At 41.6% G+C, this 15,656-nt stretch carries 16 protein-coding genes; 9 read left to right on the forward strand and 7 right to left on the reverse strand.

The annotated features are described in order from the left end of the window. Positions 1-18: 18 nt before the first annotated feature. Positions 19-828, reverse strand: a complete 810-nt coding sequence (locus FTV04_RS04125; RefSeq protein WP_180088769.1) for a toxin-antitoxin system YwqK family antitoxin — start codon at positions 826-828, stop codon at positions 19-21. Between the two features lie 201 nt (positions 829-1,029). Here FTV04_RS04125 and blaOXA point away from each other — a divergent pair, with 201 nt between their 5' ends. Further along, a complete protein-coding gene (gene blaOXA / locus FTV04_RS04130) occupies positions 1,030-1,881 on the forward strand; it encodes a class D beta-lactamase (RefSeq protein WP_373683022.1) in 852 nt (283 codons plus the stop codon). Between the two features lie 245 nt (positions 1,882-2,126). On the opposite strand, the gene FTV04_RS04135 is transcribed toward blaOXA, so the two are convergent. Together FTV04_RS04135 and uvrA are read right to left on the reverse strand one after the other, a co-directional pair. Next, positions 2,127-2,498, reverse strand: coding sequence for a hypothetical protein (locus FTV04_RS04135; RefSeq protein ID WP_180088771.1), 372 nt, complete (start codon positions 2,496-2,498; stop codon positions 2,127-2,129). Positions 2,499-2,698: 200 nt separating this feature from the next. Continuing rightward, the gene (gene uvrA / locus FTV04_RS04140; protein WP_180088773.1) at positions 2,699-5,530 is read right to left on the reverse strand and encodes an excinuclease ABC subunit UvrA; all 2,832 of its coding nucleotides are present in this window, start codon (positions 5,528-5,530) and stop codon (positions 2,699-2,701) included. 179 nt (positions 5,531-5,709) lie between these two features. On the opposite strand from uvrA, the gene FTV04_RS04145 reads away from it, so the two are divergent. The 3 genes from FTV04_RS04145 (at position 5,710) to FTV04_RS04155 (ending at position 7,478) form a co-directional block, all read left to right on the forward strand. Next, the gene (locus FTV04_RS04145) at positions 5,710-6,093 is read left to right on the forward strand and encodes a hypothetical protein (protein WP_180002741.1); all 384 of its coding nucleotides are present in this window, start codon (positions 5,710-5,712) and stop codon (positions 6,091-6,093) included. Between the two features lie 134 nt (positions 6,094-6,227). Next, positions 6,228-6,566, forward strand: a complete 339-nt coding sequence (locus FTV04_RS04150) for a GlpM family protein (RefSeq protein ID WP_180002743.1) — start codon at positions 6,228-6,230, stop codon at positions 6,564-6,566. A gap of 189 nt (positions 6,567-6,755) precedes the next feature. Next, positions 6,756-7,478: a hypothetical protein gene (locus FTV04_RS04155; protein ID WP_180002745.1), complete on the forward strand. Its 723-nt coding sequence runs from the start codon at positions 6,756-6,758 to the stop codon at positions 7,476-7,478. 111 nt (positions 7,479-7,589) lie between these two features. Here FTV04_RS04155 and tenA read toward each other — a convergent pair whose 3' ends face one another. Beyond that, positions 7,590-8,255, reverse strand: coding sequence for a thiaminase II (tenA, locus tag FTV04_RS04160; protein WP_180022380.1), 666 nt, complete (start codon positions 8,253-8,255; stop codon positions 7,590-7,592). A 207-nt stretch (positions 8,256-8,462) separates the two neighbouring features. Between tenA and FTV04_RS04165 the strand changes: the two genes are divergently transcribed. The 3 genes from FTV04_RS04165 (at position 8,463) to ssb (ending at position 11,707) form a co-directional block, all read left to right on the forward strand. Continuing rightward, entirely contained in the window at positions 8,463-9,548 is a 1,086-nt protein-coding gene (locus FTV04_RS04165) for a DUF475 domain-containing protein (protein ID WP_078190525.1), read from the forward strand. A 155-nt stretch (positions 9,549-9,703) separates the two neighbouring features. Continuing rightward, entirely contained in the window at positions 9,704-11,068 is a 1,365-nt protein-coding gene (locus FTV04_RS04170; RefSeq protein ID WP_111884498.1) for an MFS transporter, read from the forward strand. 51 nt (positions 11,069-11,119) lie between these two features. Then, entirely contained in the window at positions 11,120-11,707 is a 588-nt protein-coding gene (gene ssb / locus FTV04_RS04175) for a single-stranded DNA-binding protein (protein ID WP_078193176.1), read from the forward strand. Between the two features lie 123 nt (positions 11,708-11,830). Here ssb and FTV04_RS04180 read toward each other — a convergent pair whose 3' ends face one another. Next, positions 11,831-12,295 carry a hotdog fold domain-containing protein gene (locus FTV04_RS04180; protein WP_180088775.1) on the reverse strand — a complete coding sequence of 155 codons (465 nt, stop codon included), beginning with the start codon at positions 12,293-12,295 and terminating at the stop codon, positions 11,831-11,833. 132 nt (positions 12,296-12,427) lie between these two features. Between FTV04_RS04180 and FTV04_RS04185 the strand changes: the two genes are divergently transcribed. Then, a complete protein-coding gene (locus FTV04_RS04185) occupies positions 12,428-13,066 on the forward strand; it encodes a TetR/AcrR family transcriptional regulator (protein WP_180088777.1) in 639 nt (212 codons plus the stop codon). A 162-nt stretch (positions 13,067-13,228) separates the two neighbouring features. Next, complete coding sequence (gene ahpC / locus FTV04_RS04190; RefSeq protein ID WP_078190520.1) at positions 13,229-13,792, forward strand: alkyl hydroperoxide reductase subunit C; 564 nt, start codon at positions 13,229-13,231, stop codon at positions 13,790-13,792. A gap of 67 nt (positions 13,793-13,859) precedes the next feature. Here the strand turns inward: ahpC and FTV04_RS04195 are convergent, their stop codons facing one another. Together FTV04_RS04195 and ycaC are read right to left on the reverse strand one after the other, a co-directional pair. Next, the gene (locus tag FTV04_RS04195) at positions 13,860-14,783 is read right to left on the reverse strand and encodes a LysR substrate-binding domain-containing protein (RefSeq protein ID WP_180088779.1); all 924 of its coding nucleotides are present in this window, start codon (positions 14,781-14,783) and stop codon (positions 13,860-13,862) included. Positions 14,784-14,890: 107 nt separating this feature from the next. Then, complete coding sequence (ycaC, locus tag FTV04_RS04200; RefSeq protein ID WP_180025950.1) at positions 14,891-15,523, reverse strand: isochorismate family cysteine hydrolase YcaC; 633 nt, start codon at positions 15,521-15,523, stop codon at positions 14,891-14,893. Between the last annotated feature and the right edge of the window lie 133 nt (positions 15,524-15,656).

Here is a 15,656-nt window from a genome sequence, read left to right on the forward strand (position 1 = left end):
GTTAGCTAGAAAAATCAATTAATCTTCATCTTTATATAATTTATTGCAGGCTTGTTGGTTCATTTGACTACCATCTTCATTCCAACACTGGGCTTGGGTAATTTTGCCTAAATCGTACTGAAGCACCGCTTCAGGTTGCCCATTGTCATACCAAATTTTATAACTGTTATGACGAACGCCATTACGATAATAACCTTGGCGTTCTAGTTTGCCGTTTTCAAACCACATTTTCAGCTCGCCAATCAATTTATTGTTTTGAAAATTGGCATAGGTCCACGGTTTACCATTACTGTACCAGCGTTGGCGCAGGCCATGCTCGATACCATTTTTATAATTTTGAGAAAAAGCCAGTTGGCCATTCGGATGCCAAATTTTGTAATCCCCCTGAGATTCACCATTGATGATGCTACTTTCTTGCTCTTTTATCCCATTGGCAAACCAAAACTCGAGTTTGCCTTCGTGCTCCCCATTTTTATAAGCAATGCGGCTACGGGGTTTGCCGTTGGGGAAGAAACTTTCAAATACGCCTGAGCCTTGAATACCATCTGGAAAGTGAATGAGATGTTCACATTCACCGTTTTTAATTTTGCTATTACTCAGAAAGATGGTGGTCAGGGCATTGCCATTGGCATAGACATATTGATTTTCATAGATCCCTTTGTGTGAAGTCGGGGTACTGAGGGCTTTACATTGCGGCTTATCTTTCCATGGGCTAAGATCGGGGTCTTCTTGTGAGACAAACAGCACCATGTATTCGTTTAGATAGCCATCGGCAAAGCTATATATTGGACATAATAAGAGGCTGAAACTTAAGATAAATTTATTCATTGTTAGTATGCTTTTATATTTAAAAAATTAAAAATTATTCGTTGTTGAGTCCACGATAGGCGTCATCATAAGGATGTTTTGTTTAAAAATAAATAGTGGATGCGCTAAGTTTGCAACAGATAGAAGACTGTTGAAAAGTAAACAATTCAGATTTGAACTTCATCTTATACTATGGATTTTAAACACCATAAAAATAGTGCAATGAAAAAAATATATCTATCTTTGATGACTGTCCTCAGTTTGACAGCATGTACAACAAACGAAGGCATGTTGGATTCATCTCAACACTTAAAACAAACCACTCAAGCCAATTTAGAAAATTCACGGGTGAGTGAAATTCCGTGTCTATTTAATCAAGCACAGACACAGGCGGTATTTGTCACATTTGATGGTCAGCGTTTGAGCCATTATGGCAATGACTTACAGCGCGCCCAGACAGCATACATTCCTGCATCTACCTTTAAAATGTTAAATGCTTTAATTGGTTTGCAGCATCAGAAGGCGACAACCACTGAAGTTTTTAAATGGAAAGGTGAAAAACGTGCTTTTCCGTCATGGGAAAAAGACCTGACTTTGGGTGAAGCCATGCAAGCATCTGCAGTTCCTGTATATCAGGAACTGGCAAGGCGAATAGGTTTGGCGTTAATGCAACAAGAAGTCAAACGGGTCGGTTTTGGCAATGCCAATATTGGCAAACAGGTGGATAATTTTTGGTTGGTAGGGCCCTTAAAGATTACGCCTGAACAAGAAGTCAAATTTGCGTATCAGCTTGCGACAGAGAAATTACCGTTTGATGTCGCGGTACAAAAGCAAGTCAAAGACATGCTTTATATTGAAAGCCGTGGGGATGCGAAGTTATATGCCAAGAGTGGTTGGGGTATGGATGTAGAGCCGCAAGTTGGGTGGTATACCGGTTGGGTAGATGATGGTCATGGCAAGATTACAGCGTTTAGTTTGAATATGCAGATGGCAGCAGGGGATGATGTGGCGGAGCGTAAGCAGTTGACGTTGGATGTGTTAGATAAGTTAGGTGTATTTCATTATTTACGTTAATTTTTTGAATTTTGAATTTTGAATTTTGAATTTTGAATTTTGAATTTTGAATTTTGAATTTTGAATTTGCATGTCTTCACTGTAGATTGGGTTTGAGTTTCCATTACGTGGGAGATTCCTATTTTTGAAAGCACAGAAGTAAGCAAAATGCTTTTGTTTGACTGAGGGTACATCCGTGCTGCCCCAGTCAAACAGGCGACATCCATGTCGCCGTCATGTGATTGAATGTAGTGAAGTACAAGAATTTATTTAGAAATGGCTTTGTTTAAGCTCGTATAAAGTGATTTTCTAGCTTCTAAAATTTCAACTCTATATTGAGCAGTTGTTTCAACATTGATAGCTCCATTTTTACAAAGTGTATAAGCGTTAAATTTTCCGAGTAATTCGCCATAAATTCTTAGCTTTTCTTGTTGTTCAATATATCCATGTAAAAGAAGTAAACCTTCATTTTTGCTAAGCAAATTAAAGTCATTAAAAAGTGCGTCTCTTAGAGGTTTAAGTCTGTCTGAAATCTCATTAAGAGCTAGTTGAGATTGTTTAGTTTCAAATTCAAAAATTGCCCAAATTTTTAAAACGAGATGATTTATTTCCTCGAGATCTTTGGAAATATTGGTCAATAAATTACGATTATATAGAAGGTTATCTTTTGCAACTGATGCTGAAATATTTGCCTTTTGATTTAAGTAGGTAATTACGCCAGTTAGCAGTGCTCCTTAACCAATTTTTACGGCTGTATCAATTATCTCTAATAAAGTCATATAAATAAAAAACGGTGAATGAATCACCGTTTTATCATGCACTTAAAGGAAAGAGAATCTTATTTCAACATCGGCTTTAAAAATTTCGCTGTATGCGACACTTTATTCTTCGCAACAACTTCAGGTGTACCTTCAGCAATAATCATACCGCCACCTGCACCACCTTCAGGACCTAAATCCACAATCCAATCCGCAGTTTTAATCACATCCAAATTATGCTCAATCACCACGATGGTATTACCCTTATTACGCAGCTCATGCAGGATGTCGAGCAATTTGGCAATATCATGGAAGTGTAGACCAGTTGTTGGTTCATCAAGCACATACAAGGTTTTGCCTGTATCGCGCTTCGCCAACTCACGAGCCAATTTGACACGCTGCGCTTCACCACCTGAAAGTGTGGTTGCAGACTGACCCAAACGGATATAGCCCAAGCCCACTTGGTTCAAGGTTTCCAAACGACGGTGGATCACAGGAATGGCATCGAAGAAATGCATCGCATCTTCAACCGTCATTTCTAAGACATCAGAAATGTTACGACCTTTATAGCCAACTTCTAACGTTTCGCGGTTATAGCGCTTGCCGTGGCAGGCATCACAAGGCACATACATATCAGGTAAGAAGTGCATTGCAACCTTAATCATACCGTCGCCTTCACAGGCCTCACAGCGACCGCCTTTCACGTTAAACGAGAATCGACCTGCAGCATAGCCACGTGCTTTGGCTTCAGGGGTTTGCGCAAACAGTTCACGAATAGGGGTAAACAAACCGGTATATGTTGCAGGGTTTGAACGTGGTGTACGACCGATTGGGCTTTGGTCAATATCAACGACTTTATCGAGGAACTGTAAGCCATCAATCGAATCAAATTTCTCAGCCGTTAATGTGGTTGCACCATTCAATTGAGTCGCTGCAAGCGGCAATAATGTCCGGTTAATCAGCGTCGATTTACCTGAACCTGATACACCTGTCACACAGGTCATCACACCTAAAGGAATAGTCAAATCGACATTTTTCAGGTTATGACCCGCAGCGCCCATTAACTTAATTTGCTCTTCAGGTTTTGGCGGTTGTGTGCGTGTTTTCGGCACATCAATACTGAGCTTTCCTGATAGATATTGACCAGTTAATGAATCTGGATTTGCCAAAATTTCATCATACGTCCCTTCGGCAATCACATGACCGCCATGCACACCTGCACCGGGGCCAATATCAATAATATGGTCGGCGGCACGGATCGCATCTTCATCATGTTCTACAACTAATACGGTATTACCTAAGTCACGCAAACGTACTAGGGTTTCCAATAGGCGGTCATTATCACGCTGATGCAAACCAATAGAGGGTTCATCCAGCACGTACATTACGCCCATCAGGCCCGCGCCAATTTGCGAAGCCAAACGAATACGCTGAGCTTCACCACCCGACAGTGTTTCTGCCGAACGCGATAAACTTAAATAGTTCAAACCGACAGAGACTAGGAAGTGCAAACGTTCACGAATCTCTTTGAAAATCTTGTCAGCAATTTCGCCTTTGGCACCGCTTAAGTTGAGGTCTTGATAATAGCTTTCAGCATCGCCAATCGACATCTTGGTGATTTGCGCGATGGTTTTATCTTTAACTCGGACATGACGTGAAATTTCATTGAGACGTGAGCCACCGCAAGCATCACATGCGGCATTGGATAAATACTGTGCTAAATCCTCACGCACATAGTTCGACTCCGTTTCACGGTAGCGACGTTCTAGGTGAGGTAGAATCCCTTCAAAGGCTTGCACACGTTTGTGCGAACGACCACGTTCATCGATATAACTCAGGTCAACTTTTTCCTTGCCTGTACCATAAAGGAATTTCTTTTTGGTGTCGGCATCGAGTTCATTCCACGGTGTGTCTAGAGAATAACCAAAATGATCGGCAACTTTTTGGATCATGCTGTAGTAATACGGACGTTGACGGTCCCAACCACGGATTGCCCCTTGGCTAATCGAAACTTCATTATTGGGAATCAATTTGTCAGCACTAAAATGGCTGCGTGTGCCTAAACCATCACAAACAGGGCATGCACCGAATGGATTGTTGAAGGAAAATAGCCGTGGTTCAAGTTCACCAACGGCACGTTCACATTCAGGGCAAGAGTGTTTCGCAGAAAATACGCGATCTTCTTGTTCGCCTTTCATCCACGACAAAATGGCAATATCGCCACCCATACGTAGTGCAGTTTCAAAGCTTTCTGCAATACGGTTACCGAGGTCATCACGTACTTTAAAACGGTCGACCACTACTTCAATGGTGTGCTTTTTCTTTTTGTCTAATTCGGGTGGTGTGTCGATATCAATGACTTCACCATCGACACGGGCACGGACAAAACCCTGACCTTGTAATTGTTCAAATAAGTTGGTGTATTCACCCTTACGGTCACGGACCACAGGGGCAAGCAACATAAGCGCCGTACCTTCTTCTAGACCTTTGACGGTATCGACCATTTCAGACACAGTCTGAGCCACCATCGGTAGATCATGTTCAGGACAGTATGGCGTGCCGACACGGGCATAGAGCAGACGTAAATAATCGTAAATTTCGGTGATTGTCCCCACCGTCGAGCGTGGGTTATGGCTAGTTGATTTTTGTTCAATGGCAATCGCGGGACTCAAGCCTTCAATCGAGTCAACTTCGGGCTTTTCCATTTGCGAAAGGAATTGGCGTGCATAGGCAGATAAGGACTCAACATAGCGACGTTGACCTTCAGCATACAAGGTATCAAAAGCCAAAGAGGACTTCCCTGAACCAGAAAGACCCGTAATGACCACAAACTTGTCGCGTGGAATATCGAGTGACACATTTTTTAAGTTATGGGTACGTGCGCCTCGAATACGGATATGGCTTTGGCTCATGCAAGGGGTCCTAAAAGATTCATCGAAAAACCTATATATGATAGCGCATGAAAAATGTTCAAGTGTAATTTAAACCTAGATTTATGCGTGACTTTGTGAGAAAAATGGCCGAATCAAAATATAGCTGTCTGTGCCGATGCCCTAAAACATCCGCAAATCAGCAATCTAGGACTTTTAACATGAAATGGCAACTTCATCTCAATCCAACATTAGGTGTGATGGGTTTATTGATGTGTAGTGTGTTTTTGAGTGCATGTACCCCGAACCAAACACCGAAAGCGCAAAATTATGACAGCTTAGAACAAGCAACTTTGGCGCTGAATACCGAAAGTGAAAAAATTGATCTGTATATTGCGAAATTAGGTCAAGCCAAAACAGAAGCTGAAAAAAAGCATCTGGCTTGCGAAAAAATTCCTCAACAGTTTGATTTGGTTTTGGCAATTGTTGAAAACAATCAACATTTGATGAGTGCTGAAGATTTAAAAGTTCAAGCGCAGTTTAAGCAAATGGCTGAGCAACAAAAAGCGCGCTTTACATCTAGCCTATGGTGTAAAGGTGCATAAAGATCACGGCACTATGACTGTTTTAAGTTCATCGTTTAAATCTCCTGTGCTATGCGCATAAAAATGCATTAGAAAATCTCAGGACTATCGCAGAAAAGGCGTAAAATGCAGTTTTATCGAAACCATAGAATGCCATGTTGTCCTTATTTCTCAAAAGCTTAATGGGTGCCTTTGTTGTGGTATTAATTGCTTTGCTGTCTAAAAGTAAGGTGTTTTATATTGCAGGTTTGGTTCCATTGTTTCCGACTTTTGCGTTGATTGCTCATGTAATTGTGGCAAATGATCAGGGTGCAGCCGCATTACAAAAAACTGCGCTGTTTGGACTCTGGTCTCTCATCCCATATTTCATTTATTTATTGATGGTGTACCTGCTCGCAACACGTTTGAGCTTAACGGCATGTTTGAGTGTAGCAACTTTGAGTTGGGTGCTTGCTGCGGCTGTTTTGATTTATGCATGGCAGAGTTTTCAGTAAGCATCAAAAGCCTATATCGATGCTGTTTCAGATTAACTTTTTATCGGTTCTAGATCATTTATAAAACAATAGATTTGTATTAAATTATGATGAATTTCCAATCACTAAATGTGTGATTTAAAATGTAAGTATTTGAATAATTAATTATAATTCTGCCAGAACAGAAAATAATCATGATAAGAGCAAATAATGTTAAAACAATTTTGGGTGATCATCTGCCTCATGTTTTCAAGTCAAATCCTGTGGGCTGAAGACAGTCAAATCCTCGCGTTTGAACAGTTTATTGACCCGGTAGCCGAGCAGCGTTATAGCGTGAGCGTGCCTGCGGTCGGGCAAAATGAACAGCTATGGTCTGTGGTCTATATGGTACTGCAAACCAACCAAGTCCCTGACAATACTGTTCTGGACTTTAAAGTCGTTCCGCAAGGTTTATTGTTGAAAAATAATCCTGCACAAAAAATACAAGAGTATGCTTTTGATGGTGTACAGTTGGCACAGAAAAAAGACTATGTACTGTCCCAATTCTCAGATTTGAGTGAACAACTGGAAGATCAAACTGGCAAGAAAGTGCAGGATGCATCAATCTTTGATATTAGTCGTGCCCATGTATATGCCCGCGTAGAAGATTGGGTGCCTGACTATAATGCACAAGCTACTCAACTGAATATTGAACTGGGAAAACTCAATGAAATGCAAGTCAAAGGGCTTTATTTCATTTTAGGCAAAGGTGAAAAGCCCAAAGATTTATTGGCTATTGCTCAACTAGATCCGATGGTCAAATCACAATTTCATTCAGAAGAGATGCAGGAACGCAAAGCAGCACGCAGTGAGTTGCGTGAAGCACGTTTTGCGATTTTTTTGGTGATTATCGCGATGGGGATTTTTCTCGGATGGTATCGTTTTAAACGCTAATGCCTGAAATGATCGTGCATGGTCATTCTAAAAACCGAATCTAACCATATTAAAAAAGGATCTAAAAGCAATTTTAGATCCTTAGTTTTTTATACAGCTTAAATCACAGGTTTATTCAATGGGCCAAGTCCGCTGTTGATACGCGCTGTCCCAGAACATCCATTCTAATTTTGCGCCGTTCGTGTAAGCCGCATGCATTTTTTCACGTGTATCTGCATCACAGCGAGCCGCCACTCGATCAATGGTTTGAATCACATTTTGTACAGCGCTGTTGAAGTCTTGACCTGAGTAGGTGTCGATCCATGCTTGGTAAGGGTTATTCGGCACAGATTGGCTGACAATGGCTTTGCCGACTTCCGCATAGATCCAAAAGCAAGGCAGGAGTGAGGCAAGGACCACAGGGTAACTTTCTGACCATGCTGTCGCTGTTAGAAACGAAGTGTAATGATGGCAGGCAAGGGTCAGTGGGGTATTTTCAAACTGTTCTTTGCTGATGTTGAAACCTTGCATAAAGTCATTGTGCAGACTGCGTTCCACCACGATGGCAATTTTTGCGGCTTCAGAAAACTGAATCACATCGTCGGCATCAAACGCCTTGGCTGCACACACCGCAAGCGCACGACCATAGGCCAATAAATAATGGGCATCCTGAATGACATAGTGGCAAAAGGCGTCGCGGCTTAAACTGCCCTGAGCCAATTCCTGATTAAACGGTAGATGGAGAATCTGCTGATATAACGCGGTATTACGTTGCCAAACTTCTTCAGAAAAACGCATTGAACATTCCTGTCGTTAAAAATGAAAGACGGGTCTACACCATGATGCGATGTAATTGAGAGCCTCCATCTTAGAGTGTTTATTCAAAATGTAACGAATAATTTTTGGTTTCAATCCTGAAAAGCGGCATAATTGCGCCATAAACTTAGCTTCAAACTGGGTATTCCCTCATTTTGAAATCTTATTGAATGAATAGGTCGATCTCTCATGATGAAACATTTTGGTTTCTCAATCGTATTTACGATCGTGTGTCTTGCTATTTCTGCATATTGGGGTCTGAATCATGGCCCAAATGCAGGCGTGCAAGCCATGCTGACAGCACTGACCATTACTGCCATTTTAGCGGTGATGGAAGTGTCTTTGTCTTTTGACAATGCCGTTGTCAATGCATCGGTACTCCGTGGTTGGGACCATTTTTGGAAAATGATTTTCTTAACTGTCGGGATCGTGATTGCTGTCTTTGGTATGCGTCTGATTTTCCCAATTGTGATCGTGGCTGTAACTGCAGACATGGGTGCAATGGAAGTGGTTCAAATGGCGTTGAATGATCCAATTCAGTATTCAGCTAAATTGATGGCACATCATGCAGAAATTGCGGCCTTTGGTGGTGCTTTCTTATTATTGGTGTTCCTGAACTTCTTCTTAGATGAAGGGAAAGATACCCATTGGTTCCGTTGGTTAGAGCGTCGTTTGGCCAATCTTGCAAACGTTCCTGCGATGTCCGTGTTTATTGCCCTAATTGCGTTATTGGTGATGGCGGCAAACGTGGCTGAAGCCTCTCGTCTAGCGGTAGTCATGGCGGGTATTTGGGGGATCGTGGTGTATATCGGTGTCCAAGTACTGAGTCATTTATTGGGTGGCGAACCTGAAGTCGATGAAAACGGTAATGCGGTTGGACATGATGCAAATGGCGTACCGACAGGCGTGATCAAAGCAGGTTTTGGTGGTTTCCTTTACCTTGAAGTACTCGATGCCTCATTCAGTTTTGATGGAGTGATTGGTGCATTTGCGATTACCTCTGATGTCGTGATCATTATGCTCGGTCTTGCTATTGGTGCAATGTTCGTGCGTTCGATGACCATTTACTTAGTAGATAAAGGCACCTTAGATGCTTATATCTTCCTTGAACATGGTGCGCATTATGCGATTGGTGCTTTGGCCTTCATTATGTTGGCGAGTGGCACGGGTCTGCATGTCCCTGAAGTGGTAACGGGTCTAATTGGTGTGGCATTTATTGTTTGGGCGGTGATTGCCTCAATTCAATATAAAAAGCGCCAAGAAAGTCTAGGCTAATTTAAATTTGCCTAATATCTCCCAAAAAGCGCAGCATCAGCTGCGCTTTTTATTTGTCCAATCATCAGGATATTTAAAATCAATAAAAATCCTGCTTCGCTTTAAGCTGAATGTCCTATAATCCCATTCCAAGATTAATGAATTTTTAACCAGCTATGATGAATGCTCTTGAACGACGCTCAACTTTTGCTTTGAGTAGTATTTTCGCCTTACGTATGCTGGGGCTGTTCATGATTATTCCTGTTTTCTCTGTGGCAGGTCAGCAATATGCAGGGGCAACACCGGCACTCATTGGTTTGGCGGTGGGTGTTTATGGGTTGACCCAAGCGATTTTACAGATCCCGTTTAGTCTGATTGCAGACCGTTATAGCCGTAAACCGTTGGTGGTGATCGGGCTACTTTTATTCGCTTTAGGCGGTGCAATTGCGGCGATGTCCGATAGTATCTATGGCGTAATTATCGGGCGTGCGATAGCCGGTGGTGGCGCTGTGTCTGCGGTAGTGATGGCTTTGCTAGCCGATGTCACACGTGAAGAACAGCGCACTAAAGCCATGGCGATGATGGGGATGAGTATCGGTCTGTCCTTTGTGGTGGCATTTAGCCTTGGACCTTGGCTCACAGGTTTAGTCGGTATCTCGGGTTTATTCTGGGTGACCACCATCATGGGACTTGCCGCGATTGCGATGTTGCTATTGGTACCGAAAGTAACGCGTCATCATAAAAATTTTCAACAAGGTTATCTGACGCAGTTAAAGCAAGTACTGAAAATGCCTGATCTAAATCGTTTACATGTTTCAGTCTTTTCATTGCATTTACTGCTCACCGCGATGTTTATCTATGTGCCGTCTCAGTTGATTGACTTTGCCAATATTCCATTACATTCACATGGTCTGGTATATTTGCCGCTTTTGGTCGTGAGCCTGTTTTTTGCATTTCCAAGTATTATTTTGGCGGAAAAATATCGCAAAATGCGCGGCATTTTCTTGACCGCCATTGGTGGCATTATTTTAGGATTGGGCATCTTAATTTTTGGTTTCGAATCAAAATATATTTTGCTGACAGGCTTAGGTTTATTCTTTATCGCATTTAATGTGATGGAGGCATTATTACCGTCATGGTTATCGAAAGCAGCTCCAATTCAATCCAAAGCGACTGCCATGGGGGTGAACGCCAGCAGTCAGTTTCTGGGGGCATTTTTTGGTGGTATGATTGGCGGGCAACTATTGTTGCTAAATGATACGGCAATGGGATGGGGCATCCTGACAGGTCTAGCTATTTTATGGTTGATCATTAGTTTTGGATTGGCTCAGCCGCGTTATTTATCGTCTATGGTGTTTAGTTTGCCTGAAGATAAAGAAACGGATGAATGGACTTCTCAGCTTTTAGCAATTCGTGGTATTGAAGAAGTTGTGGTGATGTCTGACCAGCAAGTGGCTTATGTAAAAGTGGATAAGCAGCAGATGGATGAATCTGCGCGACAACATTTAACGCACTTGTTAGGGAAAGAGGTAGCCATTTAAGCATAACTCTTATAAAGTAAATAATAGAAACAAATAGGAAGAATACGTCTGATGCGTGGTGTAAATAAGGTCATTTTAGTTGGTACTTTGGGTCGTGACCCTGAAACAAAAACTTTCCCAAATGGTGGTTCTCTCACTCAGTTCTCAATTGCAACGAGTGATTCATGGACAGATAAAAATACAGGTGAACGTAAAGAGCAAACAGAATGGCACCGTATTGTGTTACATAACCGCTTAGGTGAAATTGCACAGCAATATTTGCGCAAAGGTTCTAAAGTTTATATTGAAGGTTCATTACGTACTCGTCAGTGGACAGATCAAGGCGGTCAAGAGCGTTATACGACTGAAATTCGTGGTGAACAAATGCAAATGCTTGACAATAATCGCCAACAAGGCGAACAAGGTCAAGGCGGTGATTTTGGTCAGCCTCGTTTTAATAATCAACAAGGTGGTTATAACAATAACCAAAACCAAGGTGGCTACGGTAATAGCTCAAACCAAGGCGGTTATGGCAATAACCAACCGGCTCAAGGCAATAGCTATGGCAATAACAACCCAGGTGGTTTTGCACCCAAACAACAGCCTGCACCGACACCGGCTCCAGCTGCAGCAGATTTAGATGACGACTTACCGTTTTAATAAACCTTAAACACAGCGTTTAAAACGGTAGATCATCATCAAAAAAAGCCCTCAATCTTGAGGGCTTTTTTATGCATGGCTTATTTTGAAAGATCAGTTTCATGCTGCAATTGAGTCGATGACTTATTTTTTTGCTGATACCCACATGGTAATTACGGCTTTAAAAACCACTTCATTACGTGTGTTGTTCACCACGACATTCACCAAATAATCACACCCTGCATTCCACGTAAAATTAACATCGACAGGCGTGGCAATGGCCGTTAAATCTGTATCGGCTTTTTTCAAATATTCCACAGTCATGCCTTTGGGAATCCAACGATGGCTGCTCGGAACGGTCACATCGGTCATGGTTCCGCCAGCCAATTCAGCCATATTACACATGGCAATCGCGTGGACAGTGCCAATATGATTCAGCACGCTGCGCTGTTTTTTTATATGTAGTTCACAGTATTGGGGCTTTAATTCATCAAAAACAGGCGAAATACTGCTGAAATACGGTGCTTTCAAACACAGCAATTTTGAAAAAGTCCATTTCCCTGCGGGTTTGTTTTGGAAGGCCTTCCATAATTTTAATGCTTGGCTCATGCTTAATTATCCTTCATTATTCAGAATATAATTCTAATACGGAATAATATTCTGTTAATGGCGTAAATGACGTCACAGCTATTAAAAAAAGCCAACATTGTTTTAAAATGACCCGAGCAAAGGAAAGTATCGATGTCGTCAAATCAAGCATTATTGCAACGAATTTACAGTGGTCGCCGAGCGGAACTTAAACGGCAGATCTTAGGAGAAGCCCTTGCATGTTTTTTAGAGCAAGGGATTGAAACGACGACGATTGAACATGTGAGAGACCGTGCAGAGACCAGTGTTGGTGCGATTTACCATCATTTTAAAAATAAAGATGGTTTAGTGGCGGCATTGTATTTTGCGGCGTTGCAAGATCAATTTGCGAAAAGGGCAGACGCCTTGACACAGGCCCAATCGCTGCAGGAAGGCATTCAAGCCATTTTGTGCTCGTATATAGACTGGGTCGAAGCCTATCCTGATTTTGCAGAATTCTTATATGCTGCAGGGTTTAGTATGCGTAAGGAAACGCTACAAGCCGAGTTAAAACAACATAATCTACAACGCAATACCGCGCTGCTGGATTGGTTGACCGCACAATCCGATTGGCATTTGATCGAGCATTTACCCAAAGAATTAATGATGTCTTTGGTCTTAGGGGCAACGGAAAATTATTGTCGGGCATGGTTATCGCATAAAGTCAAAACGCCACCATCACACTATAAACAACAGTTTATACAGGCTGCTTGGCAGGCCCTCTGTATGGATATAAAGCCTTGCTCTCATTGAAATTGATTGGTTTGCTCGATGGAAAGGCAAAGATTGATTTAAATAATAAATCTAAAAATCCGATAGTTTTTATAAAAAAGTTCGGTTTTACCTATGATTTGATAAGTCGTATTCTAGCTTCAACAGATAAGCAATCCCTGAAATGAGTTAGAGGAATATCAAATGAGTTTAATTAATACTGAAGTAAAACCATTTAACGCTACCGCTTACCAAGACGGTCAATTTATTGAAGTTTCAGAAAAAGACTTCTACGGTAAATGGTCTGTGGTGTTTTTCTATCCTGCTGACTTTACTTTTGTATGTCCAACAGAATTAGGCGATCTTGCTGATCACTATGCTGAATTCAAAAAAATGGGCGTAGAAATTTATTCAGTATCTACTGATACACACTTTACGCATAAAGCTTGGCACGATTCTTCTGAAGAAATTAAGAAAATCGAATACCCAATGGTTGGCGATCCAACTTGGACACTTGCGAAAAACTTTGATGTTTTAATTGAAGCGGATGGTCTTGCTGACCGTGGTACTTTCGTAATTGACCCTGAAGGTAAAATCCAAATCGTTGAAATCAATGCAGGTGGTATTGGTCGTGATGCTTCTGAATTGATGCGTAAAGTAAAAGCTGCTCAATATGTACATGCACACCCAGGTGAAGTATGTCCTGCAAAATGGAAAGAAGGTGAAGCGACGCTTGCACCATCGATCGACCTAGTGGGTAAAATCTAATTTGGTGATCCAACCGTAGATTTAAAAAAGCCAGAACTCAGTTCTGGCTTTTTTGTGGTTTAGATCATTAGACTAAATAGCCATCATGTTCTGGAGCATAGCCACGAACTCCATCGACTAAATAGTCAATTAATCTTTCCATGACTAGGCGTTGACCTTTGCGCGAAGCATATACCAATTGCACCGTACCGACATTTGAGCACCATTCGGGGAAGAGGTGAATTAAACGACCTGCCTCAATATCTGCTTGCACGGTTAAATAGGGTAAGTCTGCAATGCCTAAACCATCGAGTGCTGCATAATAAGCACCGGCTAAGTCATTGCTTTTAATCCGAGGTTGTAAGGCAATTTCAATCTGCTCTTGCTGTCCGGTATGATGCAAATGCCATTGATAGCGGTTTTTCTGTGTACCTAAAACGATACTCGGAAATTCTGTTAATTCCGTAATATGCTTTAACTCGCGCCCTTGTAAAAGTTCAGGACTAATCACTAAGCAATGCACGGTTTTAATCACGTCACGTACAATAATGCTCGAGTCTTCATTCTTACTAAAATTGGTACGAATCGCTAAATCAATGTCGTCATGCAAGACATCTACACGGCGGCTGGACAGCTCGAGTTCAACCTGAACTTTGGGATGATCTTTTAAAAATTGATTTAACAAGGGGCGAATTTGATGTTCCATCATGACCGGTGGACAGCTAATTTTAACCAAGCCTTCAAGTTCACTTTTTTGCTTCAGGAGTACCTGATGCGCACATTCGACTTGTTCGATTACTTTTATGCATTCTTCATACAATTCTTGGCCTAATGTCGTGACCTTAAAGTGTCGGGTAGAACGCTGAATAAGGGTGACATTATATTTGGCTTCGAGATCTAAAATGCGTCGGCTTAATTTTGATTTTGTAATATTCGATGCTTCACTTGCAGCGCTAAAACCGCCATGTTTCACCACCAAGTAAAAGTAGTAATAGTCATCAAATGAATGCATGGATCACCTTATGCAGTGAAAAATTATTTCAATTCAAATTATCATACGTCAATTTATATATCAGGTATAAAAAAAGCGGCTCGGAGCCGCTTTTTACTACTGAAGGATTATTTCTTTTCAGTATTTTGCGTATAGCTGTTGATGAGGTTGCGGTAGTCTGGAATATGGTTGCCGAAAAGCGCACCTAAACCTTCAATATCATTACGCCAGTCGCGGTGTAATTCACACGCGGTACCAAACCACGTCATAAGCTGCGCACCCGCTTGCGTCATACGTTGCCAAGCTGAGTCACGGGTTAAATGGTTGAATGTACCTGAAGCATCGGTCACCACAAAGACGTCAAAGTCTTCTTCTAAAGCAGACAAGGTTGGAAATGCAACACAAACCTCAGTCACTACACCGGCAATAATCAATTGCTTTTTGCCTGTTGCTTTGACGGCTTTCACAAAGTCTTCATTGTCCCAAGCATTAATTTGACCTGGGCGTGCAATATAAGGTGCGTCAGGGAACATCTCTTTTAGTTCTGGAACCAATGGACCGTTTGGACCTTGTTCAAAACTGGTGGTGAGAATCGTTGGAAGATTAAAATATTTTGCAGCTGCAGCCAGTGCGAGCACATTATTTTTAAATTTATCTGGATCAATGTCGCGAACCAATGAAAGTAGACCTGTTTGATGGTCAACTAAAAGTACCGCGGCATTATCTTTGTCTAAACGAACGTAAGGTTTGCCCCATTTTATTGTCCTCTTTCCTGTTTGCAACTACGCAGGATCAGATGAAATCTGCGTGTTAACTAGATTTAGAATAGTTGTAAAAATGAGACAATGAAATGGGTTTAAATGAGAAGCTCAATCATAAAATTGGGATAATTCA

Origin of the sequence: Acinetobacter sp. YH12219 (genome assembly GCF_013417875.1) — a bacterium.
GTDB classification, from domain to species: domain Bacteria; phylum Pseudomonadota; class Gammaproteobacteria; order Pseudomonadales; family Moraxellaceae; genus Acinetobacter; species Acinetobacter amyesii.